The following is a 23,319-nucleotide window of genomic DNA, read 5'->3' on the forward strand; positions in this document are numbered from 1 at the left end:
AACCTGAGCCAGTGCCTGTAGTTCCAGTCCCTGAGCCAGTACCTGTAGTTCCAGTCCCTGAACTACTGCCACTACTAGAACCTCCACTACCTGAGCCTCCACTTTGGGCAAAAACAGAAGGAGGTAAAGATACAGAAGCGAAACTGATGGCAAAGACAGTAGCTAGAACAGTTTTAGAGAAATCAAAAGGCTTCATGGTCATAGTTCCGTTTATGTTTTAGATTTGTGTGGTTGATTGATGTTCAAAACTGATATTTCCTACTTAATCCAGTGCTAAGTTAAGTAACTTTTGACAATCAAGATAGATGTAGAAGTTTTTCACTTAGAGGATGTTTGAAAAGTCTTCTTGTCGGTATCAAAAGTTCTAGATTCTCCTAAATCCCTTTTAGAAAGGGGGACTTTGATTCCGGTTCCCCCTTTTTTTAAGGGGGGTTAGGGGGGATCTCAAAGTGCCTAAATTCACAGTAAAACACTTTTCAAACAACCTCTTAGTTTGTGTTGGAAAAGTTGAAAGCATTTGAAGCTCCCATAACACATAAATATTCGTCAGATTCAAACTAATTCATAATCAGTAATTACTTATTTATGATTAAGAAGCTACTAGCAAAGTCGCTTGCTCACAAAAAAACAAGTAATAAAAATTAATCTTACTGATGTAAAAACATTTATATTCACTTGCGTTCTACTTTTTAATTACTTATTATGAATTATTTTCTCATTCCTAATTAATATAACAGCTAGTTTTTTGCCGCACTTCTACCATAGGACTAAACCTACTTCTATCGCAGGCATTACTTTTACATTAATTAAATTTAGTCTGTGAACATGAAAATAACGAAACGTTTTGCAGCTTACAATCCGATAAGCACGACTCAAGATAATCACAATCTTCACACTGGATATATTTCCCTGGATTAGCACATCCACAGGCAGGGTTCACAAAACATTCAGAAGGATCTTGAGGTGTTCGAGATTTTTTGAATAGAAAGTATAAAGCTGCTTCTTTTATACAAAAAATCAAATCTTTAAGCATAAACTTCCGTACCAATCCTAATAAGTACAACGATTTTTGGATTTTTTGATGAGTTTATATTTTTATTGGTTTTTTATTTATTTTTAGATACATATTATAAAGTTAAACAGCTAAATGATCGCAAAAAATAAGAGTATATTTAAAAATACTCTACAATATTATTTCACCTTATAACTTATAACTTCATACTCTAGATGTGTCTTATTCTAGACTTAAGGAATATTGTTTCACTATAATAACTAATACAAATTCTTTACCCTGTACTTCTCTGCTGGATAATTGTACCAAAATTAAACTAAATTAGTATTCCTAAAGGCATATTCAGATTTTACAGGTATTTAGTTATCATCCATTTGGTAGATGACAAACCTCTTTGACCAGATAACCATCTTCCATCTGAATTATGCGATCGGCAATATCTAAAATTCTGTTGTCGTGAGTGACCATTAAGATAGCACAATTCTGTTCTTTAGCTAATTTCTGCATTAGGGTGACAACATCTCTGCCTGTCTTACTGTCTAAAGCAGCTGTGGGCTCATCAGCTAAAACTAATTTTGGATGGCTTACTAAAGCACGAGCAATTGCTACCCGTTGTTTTTGTCCCCCTGAGAGATCAGATGGGTAATAATTAACTCTATTCTCTAATTTAACCGCATTTAGTATAGCTTCTGATTTACTGCGAGCTTCCCATTCAGAAATATTTTTGTGTAATTCTAGCGACATTTGAACATTTTGTCTGGCTGTTAAGAAATCTAATAAGTTATGAGCTTGGAAAATATATCCAATGTGGCGGCGTACTTTAACTAATTGCTCGTTACTAGCTCCAGAAAGCTCTTGACCTAAAAATTTAAGGCTTCCCTCTTGGACAGACCGTAACCCACCAATTAAAGTTAGTAAAGTTGTTTTTCCTGAACCTGATGGCCCAGTCATAATCACAATTTCTCCAAATTTGATATTAAAATTAATATCGAATAATATTTGACTTCGTACTTTTTTCTCGCCGAAGTAGTGATTCAGATCGCTAATATTCACAATAAACTTTGTTTTCATGATTTTCTCAGATATATATGACTCATATTTGATTTTTGCGAAGCTAGGTACAACTCAAAGAGCTTTATTGTCTATTAACTATCTATCGCACTTGCGCTGCACGAACAGAAATTAAAGCGGACTGCTATGTAAAATTAAAAAATATCGGCTGGATCTACATTTCGGAGTTTGTTTGTAGATAAGAATCCAGAAGTTAAGCACATTAATGTTGCTGAGATTAATACTAGAATGGCTTTATCTGTACTCATAATAACTGGTAATTTAGTAGCATTCTTTGATATATCATATAAGGCTATAGATATAGCCAAACCTGGAATATAACCTAGAGATGCTAAGATTAAAGCTTGTTGAAAAACTACACTTAATAAGTATTTGTTTTTGAATCCCATTGCTTTTAAGGTTGCATATTCAGTTAAATGACTAGAAATATTACTATAAAGAATTTGATAAACAACGATCACACCAACAACAAACCCCATTAATACCATCAGATTAAACACGAATCCAATGGGTGTTCTAAGGGACCAATAAGTTTTTTCCAAAGCAATAAAATCTTTGCGAGTAATTACTTTTACGTCTTTGGGTAACTTGGCTGATAAATCTGCAAAAACTTTTTGTTGGTCGGTATTAGGTTTGAGTTTAATTAATCCTATATCTATCTTTTGTGCCGGACGGTCTTGAAATATTCTGAGGAAAGTTGAAGAACTAACGATTAAATTCCCATCAACACCAAAAGAAGGTCCGAGGCGAAATAAACCACCAATCTTAACTTTGTAACCAACTAATCCAGTATAGCTGAATATTTCAACTTTTATAACTTTACCTTGTTCAAAATCTTTAGCGATCGCTCCAAATTCGGGACGAGAATCGCGGTCAAACAAAACGACATTAGGAATTCTAATTAAATCAAGTTTTTCTTCAATATTTGGAAATTTAAAAACTGATTTAACTGGGTCAAATCCCAGCACATATAATGGAAATTTTAAACCATTGTTGGGATTTTTAAATTTGGCAAATTGTACATATAAAGGGCTAACTGATTCTACACTATCGAAACCTAATACTTGATATAAATTCGAACGAAAAAAGCTCTGATTTGATGTTAAGGATTTATATTGGGCACTAATTAAAAATAAGTCTCCTTCTAGATTCTTATGCAACTGCGTAGCACTGTCATAAAGAGCAGCTTGGAAACCAATTTGCATAAACATGAGAACTGCAACAAAAGCAATCCCAGCTAAAGCTACAAGAAAGCGAATTTTTTGTCTGGCTAATTGTAACCAAGCTAAGGGGATATTGAGAATCATTTAGTAAACCTCAAAGATGAAAATTAGACTAAATTAAGAAAGAATGCTTTGTTTAAATCAAGGATTTTCTGTTAAAGCGTAGCCAATTACGAATTAGTATTAGGTAGGGTAGGGATGTTCAATGAGTTAACAAAGCTTTCTTGAGAAGTTCTAAATATCAATAATTACCTCTACCTGTAAATCAGTCAGACCAGCAACTTGCTGGTTATCTTGAAGATTATCAATACGAATTTTTACATCAACTATTTTGTTATCTGTGTCTGCTTGAGGGTTGTTATTAAAGATATTTTGTTTGCCAACTTGTAAACCAATATCTGTAACTTTTCCTCGTAATTTCCCTGGTAAAGCATCGCTAGTAATAATCGCCGACTGACCGATACGGACTTTTTTAATATCAGTTTCATAGACTTCTGCTACCACATACATCTGTTGTGTGCGACCTAAATCAGCTATTCCTGTAGTGCCGATAATTTCTCCAGGCCAAGTATTAATTTTCATGATTTGCCCGGTTATGGGCGATCGCACAATACTTAAATCCCACTCTGCCTTAGCCTGGTTAACTGAGGCTAATGCACTTTCAACATCAGCTTGTGCTGTTGCTATATCGGTAGGACGAACCTCAGCAATACTCTTGAGTCTGGCTTTGGCCTCGATTAACTGCTTTTGAAGAGTTTCTATAGTGCGCTTGAGAGAAGCTTTAGCTTCATTGAGTTGCTGTTGAACTGTATCGACTCGCAAACGTTTAGTATCTGCGTCGGAGGCTGAAATCGCACCATCTTTATATAACTGCTGATATCGCTGATTTTCGCTTTCAGCATTCCGCCAATCAGCCTGTAAGCGAGCGATCGTTGCTTCTTGAGCAGAAGTTTCTCCGCGCAACTCAGCTTCTAAACGAGCAATGGTTGCTTTTTGTGCAGATATATCTCCAGCTTTTGCGCCAGCTTTTACCTGGTTAAGACTAGCTTGAGCAACTAAGACTTGTTGTTGGGCTTTTTCTAAAGCTGCAAGACGAGGAAAGTAACTGTCAAGCATTGCAACTACTTGCCCCTGTCGTACTCTGTCTCCTTTGTTTACCATAAGTTTTGTTACCCTAACACCCCCTTGGGACTCTGGAGCCGATAGACGAATAACCTCTCCTTGAGGTTCTAAACGTCCTAATGCTGCAATAGTAGTCCTTTTAGGAGAACTACGTGGGGTAGCTATAGGCTGTACTTTCGAGGACAACTGAAATCGTGAAAAGGTATAGAAAGAGGCTGCACCAGTAGCTACAGTCATAGTAGTTGCTAATATAACTGGCCACCAAAATACAGGTTTAATGAATGGTTTAATGAATGAATGTTTTTGTTTTTGTACCATAATTACCTATTCCAAATTAGCGATGTCTGAGAACAAGGTCTTTCCAAATTATTCAGAAATAGCAGAGATGAAATTAGACCTTATATCATGCCAAGATGAACACTCTAATTCAGCTTGAAGCGGGTAAAAGTGACTATTTTGAATTAGTGAATTAAGCCCCCCTTCACGAGAGGGGGGGGTTAGGAGCTTCCAAAGCTAGATATTACTAACATCAATCATATTGATCCATCAATCCGTTAGTAAATCAACTCTGGATGAAGCCGTTTGGTACTTTATGTATCTAGCCAGAGGTAGCTTTATTTGTTAAGAACTGCCTCTTTTTTACTTTTAACGATCGCCAGATATTCGTTGCGAGTTCCATCTATGCGATAGTGGTCGCAAATTTGGCAGAGTTTCAAGATATCCAATCGACTAAATACTTTTTGATGTTCAATGCCGTTGTCATTTCTCCACCGCCAGAAAGTTGTCCGATCAATGCGGCGATTACTTTCAGGCCATCTTCGTCGAGATAAAAAATCTACCAGTTCATCTTCATAAAATGAGTAGCCTTTTGGTAGCTTCAGGAGTTCTTCTCTTAACTCAATTAGCGGGATGAGTGGATCTAGCTCAGATAGTCTCATACCAGCAAACCCTTATATTTTCGTGACAGTCTAATTATGCAGAAGGCTTCATACAATACGGATCATTGCATTAAATCACATTGTCATACTGCGCGTTTACGAATGTATAGAGTGACCAGCAATCAGGTGAATTTATATTTATATTCTCCCTATTCATGTATCTCTCCGCCTTCTTAAACAAACAGTATTGAATTACATTATTTAATCACTTACGATAAACCGATTGATACTCAATTGCAATCTATATGCAACAGTTGTGAATAGAAATAGCTAGCAATATCATCGATAAAATTTATGAGAAATAATTGCGATCTTTGATCACTTTTTAACACTGTTATGTCCTCGCTCTTACTCAGCATATCAAAATAACTCTTTGCTTGATGATGGGTCTGTTGTCCGCTAGTGTTTTTCATTCTTTAGATATAGTTACTAGTGGTTATTGTTACATTGCAAACAGAATTACTTCTTTAAGAATAAAAATCCTTAAAAAATGTCTTATTGATTAATACATAATCTTTAAAAAAAATAAATCGACTTTTGGATAGATGTAAAAACTATAGCATTACCTCACGGTTACTTAGCTTATTTAATTGGCTATTATCTCTATTTTTCAATAAGCAAATAAATTAACAAGAGGCTAATGTTGTTGATATTTTAATACTTTTTCTCAGTATTTTTTCGAGCAAGCTGTGATTGCTAAATTGAAGATATATGCAATTTGTATGCAATTCGAGTAATGTATTTTTGTTATGTGACATACTAATTGAAAAGAGTTCTAATAGTTATGTGAGTAACAGCGATCGCCCCCTAAAGACCCTAGATAAAATGAAACTACAGCGATTCATGCTCTCATTGCCAAGCTTTGATAACCAGCGACTGATTTTTCATGCAGCTCGCCAGACTCTTCGCAAAGCTGAGATGGCCCGCGTTGCCGTGCGTGAATGGCTCAATCAACATGATTGTGAGCTAGAAGAGTGGAAAACAAAAAAAGCTTCTGAGCTGGGAATTAGTATTAGTAGGCTTGAGCAAAAGCTATTAGCTGCTGCTCAAAACCAGGCGATAAGTAATAAGACAGATGACAATTTTAATTCCGAGAATGATTCTGTATAAGTTTATATGTAGGTTCTGATCTATTTACCCAATTGCAATCAGAAAATGCACTTTTCTAAGCTATTTTTGAGGGTTCGCACTAATCATTAAAGTGCTTAGAAAAGCCTAACTACAAACTTATTTACCCAGCAAATGTAATGAGATGAACCACAGAGACGCAGAGAACACAGAGTCAGAGACAAAAAAAGAGTTCGAGCTGACAGACTACTAGTACCGTTATTGAAATGGACTAATAAATTATGCCCAATAACATTTTACCTCTCAAGAGCGATACCGTTGTATATAAGTTGTATATCAATTGTAATGGAGAATTAAACAGCCTAATATTAACTACAATTGATAAGTTAAGATGTTAGCTGGATGAAAACATCCAATTTATATCTGATTAACAACTTATGTTGTAATGTTGAAGCCATTTCCAATTTAGAGCAATTCTTTAGCTCAAAATAAATCTGAATTCTACATTTAGACTTCAGGATATCCTCACTAAAATCTCTTGAAGTTTTGTTTATGGCTTCTGAACCTCAAGTAAAGGCATATCGCTTACCATCAATAGCCCCTAGCCTTACCTAAAAAATAATCGCGTCTTTCTCTATTTGTAGAGATGGTAATTTTATTATCATCTTTACATCTCAAAAATCTAATAGTGAAGAAAAAGTCATGACTGCTTCTAGAATTGAAGCTGTTTTAGCGCAGTTGCAAGAAGAAGTTAGCAATTGTGAACAGGCTCTACTCAAGCTCATACAGGTGAAAAAAGTTATGGTTGAGAATGCACCGTTAACCAGCGAAATAAATAGACCTCAGCAAAAAACAGATATTGCAATTATTGGGATGGCTTCTATCTTTCCCCAATCAAAAAATTTACAGGAATATTGGGAAAAAATAATTCATAAAGTTGATTGTATTACTGATGTTCCCCCTTCGCGTTGGAGTGTAGAGGATTATTATGATCCTAACCCCAGAACACCAGATAAAACATATTGTAAAAGAGGCGGATTTATCCCGGATGTCAATTTCAATCCGATGGAATTTGGACTGCCACCCAACAGCCTAGAAGTTACAGATATATCGCAATTGCTAGGTTTGATTGTTGCGAAAGCAGCGATGGAAGATGCAGGTTACGGCGAATCTCGACAGTTTAGTTGCGATATCTACGATCGCCTTCGCCAACGTACTGGTGTAATCTTAGGTGTGGCACTAGGTAGGCAGTTGGCGGTTCCTCTGACTGCGAGAATGCAGTACCCAATCTGGGAAAAAGTTCTCAAAGGCAGTGGCTTATCTGATGAAGATGCACAAAAAATCATTGAGAAAATCAAAAGTGCTTATGTGCAGTGGGATGAGAACGCCTTCCCCGGTATGCTCGCAAACGTAGTTACAGGAAGAATTGCTAACCGCCTAGATTTGGGCGGGACTAACTGTGTAGTCGATGCCGCCTGTGCGAGTTCATTGGGTGCCCTCAAAATGGCAATTAGTGAGCTAACTGAGCATCGAGCCGATATGATGATCACTGGCGGAGTTGACACCGACAACTCAATTATGGCCTACATGTGCTTCAGCAAAACTCCTGCTGTTTCCCAAGGTGAGAATGTCAAACCTTTCGATGCAGAGTCTGATGGGATGATGCTAGGCGAAGGTGTGGGAATGTTAGTCCTGAAACGCCTTGAAGATGCCCAGCGAGATAATGACCGAATCTATGCAGTCATCAAAGGTATTGGCACTTCTAGCGATGGGCGCTATAAAAGCATCTATGCACCGCGTCCAGAAGGTCAAATGAGAGCCTTACATCGTGCTTACGAAGATGCGGGATTTTCGCCTACAAGTGTTGGTTTGATTGAAGCACACGGCACTGGTACTATGGCTGGAGACCCCGCCGAATTCTCATCTATAAAAGAAGTTTTTGGCGAGAACAATCCCAAAAAACAACATATTGCTCTTGGAACTGTCAAATCGCAGATTGGACATACAAAAGCTGCTGCGGGTGCGGCAAGTCTAATCAAAACGGCTTTGGCTTTACACCACAAAGTATTACCAGCCACGATTAATGTCACCAAACCGCATCCTAAATTAGATATTGATAGTTCCCCATTTTATTTAAATACCGAAACCAGACCTTGGATTAGCGGCGATGACCAACCAAGACGTGCAGGGGTAAGTTCTTTTGGCTTTGGTGGCACAAATTATCACGTCGTTTTGGAAGAATACACAAGTCAACATCAGCAACCCTATCGTTTACACAAACCTTCTCAGTCGGTGTTGCTATTTGCGTCAACACCTGAAGAATTGTTATCGCGCATTCAAGAAATTAGACAGCAATTGCAATCTGATACGGGAGAACAGCTTTATACAGAATTGATTGCGGCTTCTCAATCTTTAGAAATTCCGGTTACAAATGCCAGACTTGGGTTTGTTGCTGATTCTCTCACTCAAGCTTGTAACTTGCTGCAAACAAGTATTGACTTGCTCACAAGCAAACTGCAAGCAGAATCATGGGAATATCCCCAAGGAATTTACTATCGCAAAACTGGCATAGAAACAGAGGGGAAGGTGGTTGCCCTATTTTCTGGGCAAGGTTCGCAATACTTAGAAATGGGTCGGGAACTCGCGATCAACTTCCCTGACTTGGGGCAGACTTATGCTCAAATTGATAACCTTTTACGCGAAGACGGTTTGCAGCCCCTTTCGGAGGTTGTTTTCCCGAACCCTGTGTTTGATCTAGATCAAAAGACTGCCCAGATGAAGGCGTTGCAGCAAACAGAATATGCACAGCCAGCCATTGGAGCTTTTAGCGCTGGTTTGTACAAGATATTGCAACAAGCTGGGTTTAAGCCAGATTTCGTGGCTGGACATAGTTTTGGAGAACTGACTGCTTTGTGGGCTGCGGGAGTTTTGAGTGAGAAAGATTACCTGTTCTTGGTCAAAGCTAGAGGTCAAGCGATGGCTGCACCAAAAGATCCTCTATTGGATGCGGGAGCGATGTTGGCGGTGAAAGGGGATGTAAATCAGGTTACAGAACTAATTCAGAATTTCCCGCAAGTCACCATTGCTAACTTGAATTCTCCAAATCAGATGGTGTTAGCAGGGACGAAAGCTGAAATTGCTAATGTACAGGAGGCTCTGAAAACTCAAGGGTTCTCTAGCATTTTGTTGGGAGTTTCCGCAGCTTTTCACACTCCATTAGTGGCTTATGCACAGCAACCCTTTGCCAAAGCAATTGAGAAAGTTACTTTTAATGAGCCACAAATCCCGGTTTATACAAATGTTACCGGGAAGCGTTACCCAAATGAGCCGCCAGTCATTCAAAAAATCCTCAAAGATCACCTAAAGAATCAGGTGCTGTTTAAGCAAGAAATTGAAAATATTTATGCTGAAGGCGGTTACTGCTTTATTGAATTTGGGCCGCGAAGCGTTCTTACCAACTTGGTAAAAGATATCCTGGGCGATCGCCCTCATTTAGCTGTAGCTTTAAATGCTAGTCATCTCAAAGATAGCGATCGCACTTTGCGCCAAGCTGTTCTACAGTTGCGCGTTGCTGGATTACCTTTGCAAAACTTAGACCCCTATCAACTGGAGTATAAAATCCCAGAAGCTTCTCCAAATCAGCTCTTGAATGTCCGTTTAAATAGCACCAACTTTGTATCAGATAAAACCAAGCAGTCCTTTGAAAAAGCTATGCAAAATGGGCATGAAGTGAAACCCACCGTTGCGAACGGTAATAAACCCAACTTTTCTCAATCCACAGAGAAGGTATCAGTTAACAGTCAATCCACTGTTGGCAATGGCAATAAACCTAACCCCTCTCATTCCGTAGAGAAGGTAGCTGTCAACGGTCAATCTACCTTTGCAAATGGCAATAAACCTCACTCAGTAACAGCTAACCCCTCTCATTCAGCAGAGAAAGTAACAGTCAAAGGTGGAGTGAAATCTGTGCAAAACGGGCAATCAGATCAACTCGATATCAAGTCTTTGCAACCTAGTTCAGAACTTCCTCTAAGTTATTTAAGAGCTATAGATAACTTAGAATACTCCCTGATTGATTTCAGTCGCAATCAACATGAAATCTTGCAGGTTCATGAACAATCTTTAAACAATCAGACAGAATATACTAAAACCTTCTTCCAACTCATGGAGCAACAACATGCGTTGTGGGGAAATAGTAAATTCAGCGAACCACATACAGAAACACAGCAACTGGTAGTCTCCAGTTCAGAGCGCAGCATCATGCGGTTTCACGAGCATCAAACTGATAGTCTCCGTATCCATGAGCAATATCTCAACTATCAGCAAGAATACACTAACAACTTTTTCCAATTGCTTCAGCGAAATTATCAACCGTCGCCCAGCAATACTAATCAACAGAGTTTGATACCGCCAGTCAATTATCAACCAAGTCCAGTAGCTCCACCAGTCGAAGAAGATAACCCTGTTCGGGAGACTGCACCGGTTGCTTTGCCGAGTAACGGATTTGCCACTAAATCTGAGCCAGTTTCAACTAATGGTAACGGCACAAATGGTAATGGTAATGGCGCACATCATCAAGCAACAGCATTTCTGGATATTACTCCATTAAAGGAGAATACTGCACCTGTAGAGATTGCACCCCCACCCCCGCCAGTAATCATCGATCAAGCCGCTCTGAGCCAAACTCTGATTAACGTCGTTAGTGATAAAACAGGCTACCCAACGGAGATGTTAGAGCTAACGATGGATATAGAGGCAGATTTGGGGATTGATTCGATCAAACGTGTAGAAATTCTCGGAGCTTTGTTAGAACTATATCCCGATTTGCCCAAGCCGAATCCCGAAGAAGTAGGACAGCTACGCACGCTGGCTCAAATAGCTGAATATATGGGGAAAATTGCATCTGAGATTTCTGATGCGATACCTGCGGTGGGCTTTGTCAACGCCCCAAATGAGTCAGGGAGCAGGGAGCAGGGAGCAGAGGGAGATGGGGAAGATAAGGGAGATGAGGGAGATGAGGGAAATGGAGGAGTAACAGCAATACCTTCCTCATCCCCGCCATCCCCCTCATCTCCAGAGCTTACTAACATTGTGTTCAATGTCGTTAGTGAAAAGACAGGCTATTCGACGACAATGTTAGATTTGTCGATGGATATAGAGACAGATTTGGGAATTGATGCTGTCAAACTTGTGGAAATTCTCGAAGCGTTGCTAGAACTATACCCGGATTTACCCAAGCTGACTTCAGAAGCATTGGCTCAATTACATACCCTTGGACAAATTGTTGCACATATAGAAAAGGGACTAGGGACTGGGGAAGAAGTCGGGGAGCCGGGAGTAGGGAGCAGGGGAGAAGAGTTTTCCCCAATTTCCAATCCCCAATCCTCAATTTTTCGTAGTCCTGTCAGACTCAAATATCTTCCCGAACCTGATGTTTTAGATTTCACATTACCCGATAACCATATCGCCTTGCTTACCGATGATGGTTCTCTGACTACGGCGAAACTAGCTGAGACTCTGTTCAAACGCGGCTGGAAAACCGTTGTCTTAACTTTTCCTTCAACCGTGATTGCTAAACAATCTCCGTTACCTGAAGGCATTAGCCGTGTGGTGCTTGCAGATTTGAGTGAGGAGCATTTGCAAGAACAGTTAGGAGCGATCGCTACTAACTATGGACAAATAGCTACATTTATCCATCTGAATCCTTCCACTCACGACGATATAAGTAACCATGTTCGCTATCTGGAATCAGAAAAAGCCATCCTTCGCCATGTCTTTCTCATCGCCAAATATCTCAAAGAATCACTCAATCAAGCAGCACTTCAAAGACGTAGTAGTTTTATAACCGTGGCTCGTCTGGATGGTGAATTCGGACTAGGGCAAAAAACCAACTTCGGTGCAATTGGCGCTGGACTATTCGGACTCACCAAAACTTTGAACCAGGAATGGGAATCTGTATTTTGTCGAGCGATCGACCTCAGTCCTGATTTAGATGCCGAAACATCAGCACAGCATATCTTCGCCGAACTTCACGACCCAAATCTATTAGTCGTGGAAGTGGGATATAACTCACAAGAGCGAGTAACTCTAGTATGTGAACAGGAAGAGCAAAAAAATAGAGAGCAGGAAATCGATGGAATCCCCTTTGCAGCCAGCACTTTTTCCTCCAACGTTTTCCCCATCCCTAATGCCGAATCCCAAGTATTTCTCGTAAGTGGCGGTGCGAAAGGGATAACGGCTCAGTGTGTGATTAAACTAGCACAGCGTTATCAATGCAAATTTATCTTGGTGGGTCGTTCCGCCGCCGATCCAGAACCCGTATGGACTGAAGGTTACTTAAGCGAAGCAGATTTGAAAAAGCGGATTATGGAGGATTTCTTCGCCAAAGGCGAAAAACCCACACCTGCAATGGTGCAGAAAAAGTTTAACGCTATTTCATCTAGTCGCGAAATTGCTACAACGTTACAAGCTATCAACCAGGCGGGTGGAAAGGCTGAATATTTGAATGTTGATGTGACTGATGCGATCGCACTTCAGGAGCAAGTTGCTAATGCTGTCAAGCGTTTTGGCCCGGTAACAGGAATTATTCACGGGGCTGGAAATCTAGCTGATAAGCGGATTGAGAAAAAATCAGTCCAAGATTTTGAAACAGTTTACACAGCCAAAGTTAAAGGTCTAGAAAACCTGTTGCGCTGTGTAACACCTAGCCAACTGAATTATTTAGTCCTGTTTTCTTCTGTAGTTGGTTTCTACGGAAACGTGGGACAGTCAGATTATGCAATCGCTAATGAAATTCTCAACAAATCAGCCCATCTTGTCAAACGCAACCATCCCCATTCTCATGTGGTAGCGATTAATTGGGGCCCTTGGGATAGTGGTATGGTTTCTCCTGAATTAAAGCAAGCTTTTGCTGAACGGAATATCGAGACTATTCCTGTTGATATTGGTACAGAAATGTTAGTTGATGAATTAGCTAACACCAATCAAGAAACTGTGCAAGTTGTAATTGGTAGCCCTTTAGTTTATATCCCAGAACAGCTACCAAGCGAGTTGAGAACTTTTCGGATTCAGAGGCAACTAACATTAGCAGCTAATCCATTTTTACAAGATCATGTAATTGCTGGTTATCCAGTTCTCCCCGCGACTTGTGGACTCTTTTGGATTGCTAACGCTTGCGAACAAATCTATCCTGGTTATAAAGCCTTCAGTTGTACAAACTATAAAGTTTTGAAGGGACTAATATTTGATGAAAATTTAGCAACTGAATACACTTTAGAATTGCAAGAAATTGCTAAACATGATATCAATGAAATAGATTTTGATGCCAAAATCTGGAGTAAAACTCCAGAAGGTAAAATCCGTTATCATTTTAGTAGTCAGATGAAATTGAAGCGGGAAGTTCTTATTGCCCCAACACACGAATTTATGAACTTAAGCCAGGATCATAAAATCACCGCGACGACTTCATCACTTTATCAAAATGGGGCAGCTAGCTTATTTCACGGATTTACCTTTCAAGGTGTAAAATCTGTTTTAAATGCCACTCTGGACAAGATCACCATAGAATGCTACTTGCCAGAGCCTGGAGAAAGACAACAAGGACAATTCCCAGTCCAAACATTCAATCCCTACATTGCAGATGTGCAGATTCATGCATTTTGGATTTGGGCACAGCATTTTTATCAGGTAGCTTGTTTGCCTTCAGAAATCAAGACTTTTGAACAGTTTGCTGCCGTTCCATTTGATGAAATATTTTACGTTTCTTGTGAAATAAAATCAAAGACAGAATCGAGTTTAGTTGTTGATGTCATCGCCCATAATCAGCAAGGGAAAATATATACCCGAATGCTTGGTGCTAAGGGAACTATTTTACCCAAGCAACTAGATGAAATTTAAATAGGCAACTGAAAAATGTCATAAGAATTCAGCACTAAGGAGTCAGAAGTCAGACTTAGAAGGAATCTAATATGATTGATTCACCAAATTTTATTCTGACTCTTTAACTATTCTGACTCCTGAATTCTTACAAAATATATACATCAGCTTGAGGAGGTAGGTGATGGAAGAATTTGCACCAAATAAAATTCATAAAATAGCGATTGTAGGGATGGATTGCTATTTGGGTGGCGGCTGCAAGGGATTAGATACCTTTGAACGCAGTATTTATGAGGGAACTCAGCATTTTATTTCCAGACCTCCTCAGCGATGGCAAGCAATAGAAGCACAACAACAGTTGTTGAAAAACTACAGTTTTCCCGATGGTGTAGCACCATTAGGTGCATACATTAAAGATTTTGAAATTGATGCTTTCAGTTTAGAACTACCACCAGAAGAAGTAGACAATTTTAACCCTCAAGAACTGTTGATGCTTCAGGTTGCCGATAATGCTCTAAAAGATGCGGCACTTCGTAAAAGTACGAGAATAGCAATAATAATTGCTAGTACTAAAGACCTAACTCTGCATCAACAAAAAGAGCAACTTGAAGATAATGAATATACCAACTACATCGAAAACAGCCTAGCTAATTATATTTCCAAACTGTGGAATTTTGCTGGACCGACATTCACATTAATTGCCGAACAAAATTCTGTTTTTAAAGCCTTGGAGCTTGCCCAAAAGCTACTTGCAATCAGAGAAGTAGACGCTGTTTTAGTCGGTGCGATTGACCTTGCTGGGGATGGCGCTAGTGTTTTACAACGAAATGAAATAACAAAAGTTAACACAGGTGTGAATACTCTCAGTTACGACCAGAAAGCCAATGGCTGGATAGTCGGAGAGGGTGCGGGGGCTGTAGTATTGAAGCTCCACGAAACAGCAAAACGAGAGAACAATCGCATATATGCAACGATTGACGCTCTTAGTCTTGTGGAAAATTCAAAATCTAAAATTCACCCTCTCACGGTTCCAAATTCTGAAATGATAGCCCAGGCTTGTCAACAGGCTTTTCATCTTGCAGATATCAAACCAAGAGATATCAACTATTTGGAAGTTGTTGGTAGTGGAATTTCCCAGCAAGATGAGTCAGAAATTCAAGGGTTGCTCGCAGCTTATCGCACATTTGAGCCAAATTTAACTTGTGCGATCGGGAGTATTAAAGCAAATATAGGTCATACCTATGCTGCATCGGGGATAGTTAGCCTGATTAAAACAGCACTTTGCCTGTATCATCGTTACATTCCCGCAGTTCCCCAATGGTCTGGTCCTAAAATGCCAGAGATTTGGCGAGATAGTCCCTTTTATGTCGCTTGTGAATCAAAACCCTGGTTTTTAGAAAAAGGAGCTACTAGAAGAATAGCTGCGATTAACGGGATGGAGATAGATGGAAGTTATGCACATTTAATTTTGTCAGAGGAAGTATATCAGCAACATCACAACAGCAGGTATTTAGAGCAAATGCCTTACTATGTGTTTGCGATCGCATCTGACGAGCAATCAACTCTATTAGAAGAAATCCGCAATCTTCAACAAACCATTAAAGATTGTTCTTCCCTAGCTGCTGCTGCTAGTATGACTTTTGCAACTTTTCAACAGCATCAACAGGCAACTTATGCAGTAGCAATTCTCGGACACAATCAAGATGAATTGCAGCGCGAAATTCAGCACTCCCTCAAAGGTATTCCCGATGCCTTCAAGACAGGTAAAGACTGGCAAACTCCTCTAGGCAGCTATTTTACAGCAAAACCACTTGGGCAAAAAGGTAAAATCGCTTTCGTTTATCCAGCAGCCTTTAGTGCTTATCTCGGAATAGGTCGGAATCTATTTCGTTTATTTCCTCAACTTTATGATCAGCTGCTCATCAAAAGTGGTTACAACCGTCTCGCGAATGTAGAAAAACTTGTCTACCCTCGAAGTTTAGAAAAATTTTCAAATAGGCAACTGGAAGCACTTGAAAAGGAATTGATTAACGATTCAGTAGCAATACTCGAATTAGAAATGCTCTTTGCTACACTTTTGACGGCAACTCTGAGCAATTATTTTCAGATCAAGCCCCAATGTGCTTTTGGTTATAGCTTGGGCGAGATTAGCATGATGTTGGCTCAAGGTGTCTGGACTGAGTTTCTAGATAATAGTAAGAGCTTTAACTCATCTCCTCTGTTTAAGACAAGGCTATCTGGTTCCAAAAATGCTGTGCGCGAGTATTGGGGATTACCTCAAGGAGAGGATGATAAAAGCGGAGATTTTTGGCGCAACTATATTCTTATTTGTCCAGTATCTCGTGTTCAGGAAGCCATCCAAGATGAAGATCGCGTCTATTTACTTTTAATTAATACTCCAGAAGAAGTCGTGATTGCTGGTGAGATAGAAGCTTGTAAGCGGGTAATTGCCAATCTAAATTGTGATGCTTTTCTTGCTCCCTTCACCCATGTCATCCATTGCGAGGCAATGCGCTCTGAATACCATGAACTTGTGAGATTAAATACATTCCCTAGCCAAAATAAATCAGAAACTATTTTTTATTCCACAGCCGAGTATAAACCAATTGACCTCGACAGTGATTCAATAGCTCGCAACATTGCTCAAAACATCTGTCAACAGCTTAATTTTCCTCGGCTAATTAACCGTGTCTATGAAGATGGCTTCAAAATATTTCTCGAAGTAGGTGCTGGTAGTAACTGTTCCAGATGGATTGATAAAACCCTCAAGGCAAAAGAACAGATCACAGTATCTCTTAATAAAAGAGGTGTAGACGATCATGCTTCTATTATCAAAGCCTTAGCAAAACTCCTTAGCCATAGAGTTGAACTAGATTTATCACCATTATATTCTCAAGAACCAGAAGTTTCCAATGAAAGTCAGTCTAACGTGAGAACTATAACCTTGCAAAATAGCAAGATTAGTTACACATCTTTGAATAAAAAAAATCACGAAATCCTTGAAGATATCTCTTTTAGATATCCCATCAAAACTGTTAATCAGCAGCAATATCAACTATCAGAATTAAAGGAATTTGCACAAATGAATTCTTCTTTGCTTCCCAATCCTACCAAAAGTCTTGAAAACACCTCTAGAAATCTAGAAACTCTCCAAGAGCAAGTTAACTTTCAAAATGGCAGCGAACCTACTCAGTTATTGCTACAAGAACGCAATGAAACTGTAGAAAAATTACAAATTAACGAAAATTGGGTAACAGAAGAGGAAAAGAATCAATTCGCTCTGACCCCTAGTTTGAAAACTTCCAGCGTTGTTGACGAACCCCATTTGCTCAATTCACACAGTCCTTACTATCAAAAACTGAGTGAGAATGCTTCCAGGATGACCAAAGCTCATGCTGTCTTTTTACAAGCGCGACAGGAGTCACTAAAGCAAATTAGCACGATCATTCAGTTGCAAATAGCTTGTTATCAAAAGTTGTTTGAATGATAATCATCTAAAGCAGCAAAGTACCCAGATTATTTGAATAAATAATTGGTGCAAAATCAAGCTTAGTAAGACAAGGGGCTGAAGCCCCTTGCTCTAGAGCAAACTCACAGGTAATCAGTATAAAATCTGCTGTAAATTTTTCAAACATTATCTGGTAAACAATTTTCTGGAACTGGAGGTTAAAAAAGATGATTGGTGCAGATAATATACTAAATAACAATGGTAACTACCTAAAAATTTCAGACTATATATTCCACCAAAATCAAGTTTGGCAAGGTATTTTAGATTTTGTATCTTTTAACGAAAAAGGTATAAAATCTAAGCTTCTAAATTTAGAAAAACCTTGTTATATTATTAGAGTTGAAGGAAAAGTTGGCGCAACTAACGAAGGTTATCCATATCCTTGCAACCAAGAAAAAACTGGACAGGCAGAAATATTAGTATCTACTCCACCTCTGTCAACTCGACAATTAGGCGATCCAACTTTTCTCAACTTTCATGGTGTAAAATACGCTTATGCCACGGGCGCAATGGCTCAAGGGATTGCTTCTGAAGAACTGGTAATTGCCCTTGGTAAAGAGAAAATCTTAAGTTCATTTGGTGCTGGTGGCTTATCTCCTGCTCGCGTCGAAGCAGCCATTAAGCTTATTCAGCAAGCTTTACCCGAAGGACCTTACGCATTTAACTTACTCCACAGTCCCAGTGAACCTGCTATTGAACGCGGTGTTGTTGATTTGTATCTTAAATATCAGGTGAGAACAATAGAAGCTTCCGCCTTCCTCGATTTGACTGACAACATTGTTTACTATCGCGCTGCTGGACTTGGTTTGAATGCGGACAATAAAATCGAAATCAAAAATAAAATTATAGCCAAAGTTTCTCGGAGAGAAGTTGCAATCAAATTTCTACAACCTGCTCCAACAAAAATTTTGAAGCAATTAGTTGAGCAAGGCCTTATCAGTGAATTACAAGCAACCCTAGCTGAAAAAATTCCTGTAGCTGACGATATTACTGCCGAAGCAGATTCTGGTGGTCATACAGATAATCGTCCTCTGGTTTGTCTCTTACCTTCCATCTTAGAATTGAGAGATGAAATTCAAAGAAAATTTTCTTATGAAAAACCTGTCCGAGTTGGAGTAGCAGGAGGAATTGCTACGCCACAATCAGCATTAGCTGCCTTTATGATGGGTGCTGCTTATGTTGTAACAGGCTCGATTAACCAATCTTGCATTGAAGCCGGAACTTCTCAACATACTAAACAATTATTGGCTCAAGCCGAGATGGCTGATGTGATGATGGCTCCGGCGGCAGATATGTTCGAAATGGGGGTAAAACTCCAAGTGCTCAAAAGAGGAACTCTCTTTCCTTTACGAGCCCAAAAAATGTTTGAACTATACAAAAACTATGACTCAATTGAAGATATTCCCTTGGTGGAAAGAGATAAATTAGAAAAACAAGTTTTGAAAAAGAGCTTGGATGCAGTGTGGCAAGAGACAGTTACTTATTTATCTCAACGCAATCCTGATAAATTGGCCAAGGCTGTTAATAATCCAAAACTGAAGATGGCTTTAATTTTTCGCTGGTATCTTGGATTATCATCCCGTTGGTCTAACTTTGGAGAAAAAGGGAGAGAAATGGATTATCAAATCTGGTGTGGCCCTGCTATGGGCAGTTTCAATGACTGGGTTAGAGGTTCTTATTTATCTGAATCAAATAATCGTCAGGTAGTTGATGTTGCTAACCATATTATGACCGGAGCGGCATTTTTATACCGGATACAAAGTTTAAAAGTTCAGGGCTTACAAATGCCCGCTTATTACAGCGAATATCGTCCAGCTACTTTTAATTAAAGGAGGAAAATCAGATGAATACTGTTAAAATTGATAACCGAATTCCCAAGATTCAAAATAAGCTTTTCGAGCAGGCACATACTCAGCCTTTAGAATTAAAAACTGTTGCTATAGCTATGAGCAAGCAGGGAATTAAAGGAGAAAAACTTTACTCTCATCCGGGAATGCTCCCCTTACCCGTACCTATTTGTGAGTATTTATTTTCTTTTAATTCTCGTCAAAGGTCAATTTTATCTGCGACATTTTTTGCTAATTTCTATAAGTTTGTTGCTAATAGCGAATATCAGTCTCTCATATCCAACATGAGTGTTGCTGAAAAAGTTTTTGCTTCCTACTCGGATGAATTTATGATTCTTCATCAGGAAACTAATGAAGAGATGGATCATATTTGGTCTTTTAGAACTGTATATAGTATGGTCTGTCGAGAAATAGGAATTGAAAGTTCATTTGATGAACCTAGCTTTTTCTATGGAACTGTTGGTGCAATACCTCAATCAGATTTCGACAACTTCGATACCCGTTTTACTTTTGATGAAGATTTAAATGAAACTCTATTGAATCTTCAAAAGGGGAAAAACTTTCTTAAAAAGATTGTAGAGCAGACTCAGCAGCAAGGCAAAAATTTTACATATCGAACTTTACGCTTCATGATTGGGGATGCTATAAGGATGTTACCGGCCCAAATAGTTCAAGAAATTGGCTTGGGTAGTTTGACTCTACTTTATCGGTATATGGCTAATATCGAGTTAAAAAAAAGCGAAGCTTTTTTATTTGATTCCCCTGAAAACTTTGATTATGAACCATTAGCTGTTGAATTGAATCAGGGTCACTTAACAGATGAAGCACGTCATTACACAACATCCTTTGATTTAGGAGTAGAACTATATAGGGCAGCTTCTCCTGAGGGTCAAGATTTCATTCGATATTTCATGCAGCTAATTTTGGAAGACTACATTAGCGCTAGTTTCACAACTTATTTGGAGAAGTTAGACTTCACTGCCCAAGGAATCATGTTAACTGATATTAGAATTGGGCTAAACTCACTAAGTATGTCTCTGCACCATCCTGAATTAGTTGATAAGCGAGTAGATATAAATCAATTAGTTCATTCTTGGAGACAAGTGAGTTCAAAATGGCGCAATATAATTGGTTACATGGAACAAAAGAGTTGGCAATACAAATCTCAGCAGCTAGAGCGTCTTATTAAAGAATTGGGACTAGAGTTAAATACCAGTAAGCTAGGTAATCTCTATGATCGTTACAAGGATGCTTTGGCAATGAAGGAAATTCAAAAAGTTATTGAAGTAGCTTAACAATTGTTAAATCTGTTAACCCTCTTTCGTGAAACCAGCGAGTTTAGAGATGATAGTGTCTATTCATTTTGAAGACGACCAGAAAACAGTTCAAGTTGAAGCAAACCAACGCTTAACTAAGGTTTGTGATGAGCATCCTAGTTCAATTTTATTTGGTTGTCGTTGTGTTGCTTGCGGAACTTGCCTCATAGAAGTTGTGAGTGGGATAGAAAATCTAACTCCTGTGATGGATGAAGAGCGGATTTTGCTTGATGTGTTGGCTCCCGATACTACCAATGTTCGCCTAGCTTGTCAATGCGTAGTGCAGGGTGATATTCGTATTCGGGTAGCGGATTAACTGGCAAATTTTATATAGCTCGATATGCTCTTAGGAGATATGCAGCAGCAGCGAAAGTTAAAACCTTTTTCTAATATCTCCTACCTTAGACTTTTCAAAAGTTTTAGCCAGTACAGCAATCCTATTTAGGAATGCTATATATCCAATTCTTTTTACTTCAGAGGTGTGTAAATGAGTCAGTCTACTCCTGAGGCAACTAAAAAGCAGTCTTATACCGCAGAAGAAATTCAAGCTTGGCTAGTATCTCATATTGCAGAGCAGCTAGGAGTTGAACCCAAGGATATAGATGTCAGTCAGCCTTTAGACAGCTATGGTTTAGAGTCAGCCCAAGCAATGTTTCTTGTTAGCAAAGCTGAGAAGTTGTTTGGTTTTGAACTATCTCCAATCTTATTGTGGCATTACCCCACTATTGAAACGCTATCCCAGCGTTTAGCCGAAGAATCCAAAGCTTCGCAGTCAGAGATTTTTGAGATTTGAACATCAAAGCTGTTCTTGAACAGCTTACAGAAAAAGATTTTGATAGTTTGAAACTATGAATATATCCAGGTTTTTAGCACAGCTTAACCAAAAGGTTGTTCAGATTATCGAACAATAATTACAACCTAAATCGAGAACTAAGCTTGCAAATAATCTAGTAGTTAGAGGGAACCAAAAGTAAATATGATTTACAACAGAAAGCTGGGGCACCTTGAGCAAGCTATGGAAATCTTAAATAGCCGTGCTAAAACCTGGAACATAGTAACTATTAGTCGCATCAAGGGCTATATCTGCGAAGAAACTCTGACACAGGCTTTAGACATGATTCAATGTCGCCACCCTCGTCTAAATTCTAAAATTGTTGGAGATAAAAATAGTCTTATCTTTCAAAGTCAAGAAACAGCAAATATTGCTTTACGCGTTGTCAAAAAGTTAGACAATGAGCAGTGGCAACAAGTAGTTGATGAAGAGATGAACAACGGAATTGATAGTAGCAAAGGTTTGCTGCGAGTTGTTCTTATTCATTTTTTAGGTAATGAGCATATAAGTTACCTCATTACAACAATACACCATGCGATCGCAGATGGTTTATCATCCATCCAACTTCACTCAGAAATCTTGACTTATTGTCAAAAAATTGTGTCCGGCGAACCAATTAATCCAGTTATTAGCTTAACTCCACTTCCACCTATCGAAGAACTAATGCCCAAATGGACTAAGGGATTCAGAGGTAGGATAAATAGTATTATCTTTTTATTGCAGCTTGGGTTACAAAAAATCTGGAATCGACCACAAACATTAGGTTTTGAAAAGTATGTATCTATTGCAAAGCGTAGTTGCAATATTATCCACAGACAACTTGACCAAGACTTAACCCAAAAATTTGTAAATCATTGTCGGCAAGAGAATACAACAGTACATAGTGCTTTGTGTGCTGTAATGTTGTTTACAATAGGGAGAAAAATAATTAAAAGAAATAGCAAAAATACACGAGTAAACTGCCTATCATATTTTGATTTGAGGAGACATCTCGAACCAGCTATCAGTGATGATCAGATGGCTGTATTAGCCTCCTCTATTATGGGATTTCATACTATAGGGAGAAACACGTCCTTTTGGGAATTAGCCCGTGAGGTGAAACAAAAACTTGAAGTTAGTAAAAAATCCGGTGATCTCTTGAAAATGATTTTGATTGCCAAGCATCTCATAGATTTTTGTTTTATCTATCCCAAGCAAGTAGCTGCCACAGTGTCTGTTTCTAATGTTGGCAAAGTAAATATACCCAAATATTACGGTGAATTTGAACTAGAAGAAATCAGTTTCGCTGGTTCCCACGCTTTGTATGCAGGTGTTTTTGTTATCCACGCCTCAACTTTTCAAGGAAAAATGCTGTTGAATTTTGTTTTTTCTCAACCTTCAATTAGCCAAAGCACTATGGAACTTCTTGTGAACAATTTTATGTCTTATATTCATGAAATTTGCAATTTGGATTTAGACTCTTCTTTAATGTACAAATAGGCATATTTATTGCTTATTTAATATTATA

The 23,319-nt window shown here is 38.7% G+C and carries 12 protein-coding genes; 8 read left to right on the forward strand and 4 right to left on the reverse strand.

Annotated elements, in window-relative coordinates:
• Positions 1 to 1,378: 1,378 nt before the first annotated feature.
• The 4 genes from GJB62_RS29515 to GJB62_RS29530 form a co-directional block, all read right to left on the reverse strand.
• The gene (locus GJB62_RS29515; protein WP_179075255.1) at positions 1,379 to 2,083 is read right to left on the reverse strand and encodes a DevA family ABC transporter ATP-binding protein; all 705 of its coding nucleotides are present in this window, start codon (positions 2,081 to 2,083) and stop codon (positions 1,379 to 1,381) included.
• A gap of 134 nt (positions 2,084 to 2,217) precedes the next feature.
• Positions 2,218 to 3,390 (reverse strand): ABC transporter permease DevC, encoded by a 1,173-nt coding sequence (gene devC, locus GJB62_RS29520; protein ID WP_114080676.1) that lies wholly within the window; start codon positions 3,388 to 3,390, stop codon positions 2,218 to 2,220.
• 150 nt (positions 3,391 to 3,540) lie between these two features.
• A complete protein-coding gene (locus GJB62_RS29525) occupies positions 3,541 to 4,746 on the reverse strand; it encodes an ABC exporter membrane fusion protein (RefSeq protein WP_114080675.1) in 1,206 nt (401 codons plus the stop codon).
• Positions 4,747 to 5,042: 296 nt separating this feature from the next.
• Complete coding sequence (locus tag GJB62_RS29530; protein ID WP_114080674.1) at positions 5,043 to 5,366, reverse strand: hypothetical protein; 324 nt, start codon at positions 5,364 to 5,366, stop codon at positions 5,043 to 5,045.
• An 843-nt stretch (positions 5,367 to 6,209) separates the two neighbouring features.
• Here GJB62_RS29530 and GJB62_RS29535 point away from each other — a divergent pair.
• The 8 genes from GJB62_RS29535 (at position 6,210) to GJB62_RS29570 (ending at position 23,291) form a co-directional block, all read left to right on the forward strand.
• Positions 6,210 to 6,476: a hypothetical protein gene (locus GJB62_RS29535; protein ID WP_114080731.1), complete on the forward strand. Its 267-nt coding sequence runs from the start codon at positions 6,210 to 6,212 to the stop codon at positions 6,474 to 6,476.
• Between the two features lie 660 nt (positions 6,477 to 7,136).
• A complete protein-coding gene (locus GJB62_RS29540) occupies positions 7,137 to 14,330 on the forward strand; it encodes a type I polyketide synthase (RefSeq protein WP_114080673.1) in 7,194 nt (2,397 codons plus the stop codon).
• 163 nt (positions 14,331 to 14,493) lie between these two features.
• On the forward strand, positions 14,494 to 17,796 hold the full coding sequence (locus GJB62_RS29545) for a type I polyketide synthase (protein ID WP_114080672.1): 3,303 nt from the start codon (positions 14,494 to 14,496) through the stop codon (positions 17,794 to 17,796).
• A gap of 188 nt (positions 17,797 to 17,984) precedes the next feature.
• The gene (locus tag GJB62_RS29550) at positions 17,985 to 19,646 is read left to right on the forward strand and encodes a PfaD family polyunsaturated fatty acid/polyketide biosynthesis protein (RefSeq protein WP_114080671.1); all 1,662 of its coding nucleotides are present in this window, start codon (positions 17,985 to 17,987) and stop codon (positions 19,644 to 19,646) included.
• 14 nt (positions 19,647 to 19,660) lie between these two features.
• Complete coding sequence (locus GJB62_RS29555) at positions 19,661 to 20,959, forward strand: hypothetical protein (RefSeq protein ID WP_114080670.1); 1,299 nt, start codon at positions 19,661 to 19,663, stop codon at positions 20,957 to 20,959.
• Between the two features lie 49 nt (positions 20,960 to 21,008).
• Entirely contained in the window at positions 21,009 to 21,296 is a 288-nt protein-coding gene (locus GJB62_RS29560; RefSeq protein ID WP_114080669.1) for a 2Fe-2S iron-sulfur cluster-binding protein, read from the forward strand.
• Between the two features lie 171 nt (positions 21,297 to 21,467).
• Positions 21,468 to 21,773 (forward strand): acyl carrier protein, encoded by a 306-nt coding sequence (locus GJB62_RS29565; protein WP_114080668.1) that lies wholly within the window; start codon positions 21,468 to 21,470, stop codon positions 21,771 to 21,773.
• A gap of 183 nt (positions 21,774 to 21,956) precedes the next feature.
• Positions 21,957 to 23,291, forward strand: a complete 1,335-nt coding sequence (locus tag GJB62_RS29570; RefSeq protein ID WP_114080667.1) for a condensation domain-containing protein — start codon at positions 21,957 to 21,959, stop codon at positions 23,289 to 23,291.
• Positions 23,292 to 23,319: the final 28 nt, after the last annotated feature.

Source organism: Nostoc sp. ATCC 53789 (assembly GCF_009873495.1).
Classification (GTDB): domain Bacteria; phylum Cyanobacteriota; class Cyanobacteriia; order Cyanobacteriales; family Nostocaceae; genus Nostoc; species Nostoc muscorum_A.

Bases quoted from the DNA above. Each gene is read 5' to 3' on its own strand.
- GJB62_RS29550 (WP_114080671.1), top strand. From the start codon at position 17,985: ATGATTGGTGCAGATAATATACTAAATAACAATGGTAACTACCTAAAA.
- GJB62_RS29535 (WP_114080731.1), top strand. From the start codon at position 6,210: ATGCTCTCATTGCCAAGCTTTGATAACCAGCGACTGATTTTTCATGCA.
- devC (WP_114080676.1), bottom strand. From the start codon at position 3,390: ATGATTCTCAATATCCCCTTAGCTTGGTTACAATTAGCCAGACAAAAA.
- GJB62_RS29540 (WP_114080673.1), top strand. From the start codon at position 7,137: ATGACTGCTTCTAGAATTGAAGCTGTTTTAGCGCAGTTGCAAGAAGAA.
- GJB62_RS29515 (WP_179075255.1), bottom strand. From the start codon at position 2,083: ATGAAAACAAAGTTTATTGTGAATATTAGCGATCTGAATCACTACTTC.
- GJB62_RS29545 (WP_114080672.1), top strand. From the start codon at position 14,494: ATGGAAGAATTTGCACCAAATAAAATTCATAAAATAGCGATTGTAGGG.
- GJB62_RS29560 (WP_114080669.1), top strand. From the start codon at position 21,009: ATGATAGTGTCTATTCATTTTGAAGACGACCAGAAAACAGTTCAAGTT.
- GJB62_RS29565 (WP_114080668.1), top strand. From the start codon at position 21,468: ATGAGTCAGTCTACTCCTGAGGCAACTAAAAAGCAGTCTTATACCGCA.
- GJB62_RS29555 (WP_114080670.1), top strand. From the start codon at position 19,661: ATGAATACTGTTAAAATTGATAACCGAATTCCCAAGATTCAAAATAAG.
- GJB62_RS29525 (WP_114080675.1), bottom strand. From the start codon at position 4,746: ATGGTACAAAAACAAAAACATTCATTCATTAAACCATTCATTAAACCT.
- GJB62_RS29570 (WP_114080667.1), top strand. From the start codon at position 21,957: ATGATTTACAACAGAAAGCTGGGGCACCTTGAGCAAGCTATGGAAATC.
- GJB62_RS29530 (WP_114080674.1), bottom strand. From the start codon at position 5,366: ATGAGACTATCTGAGCTAGATCCACTCATCCCGCTAATTGAGTTAAGA.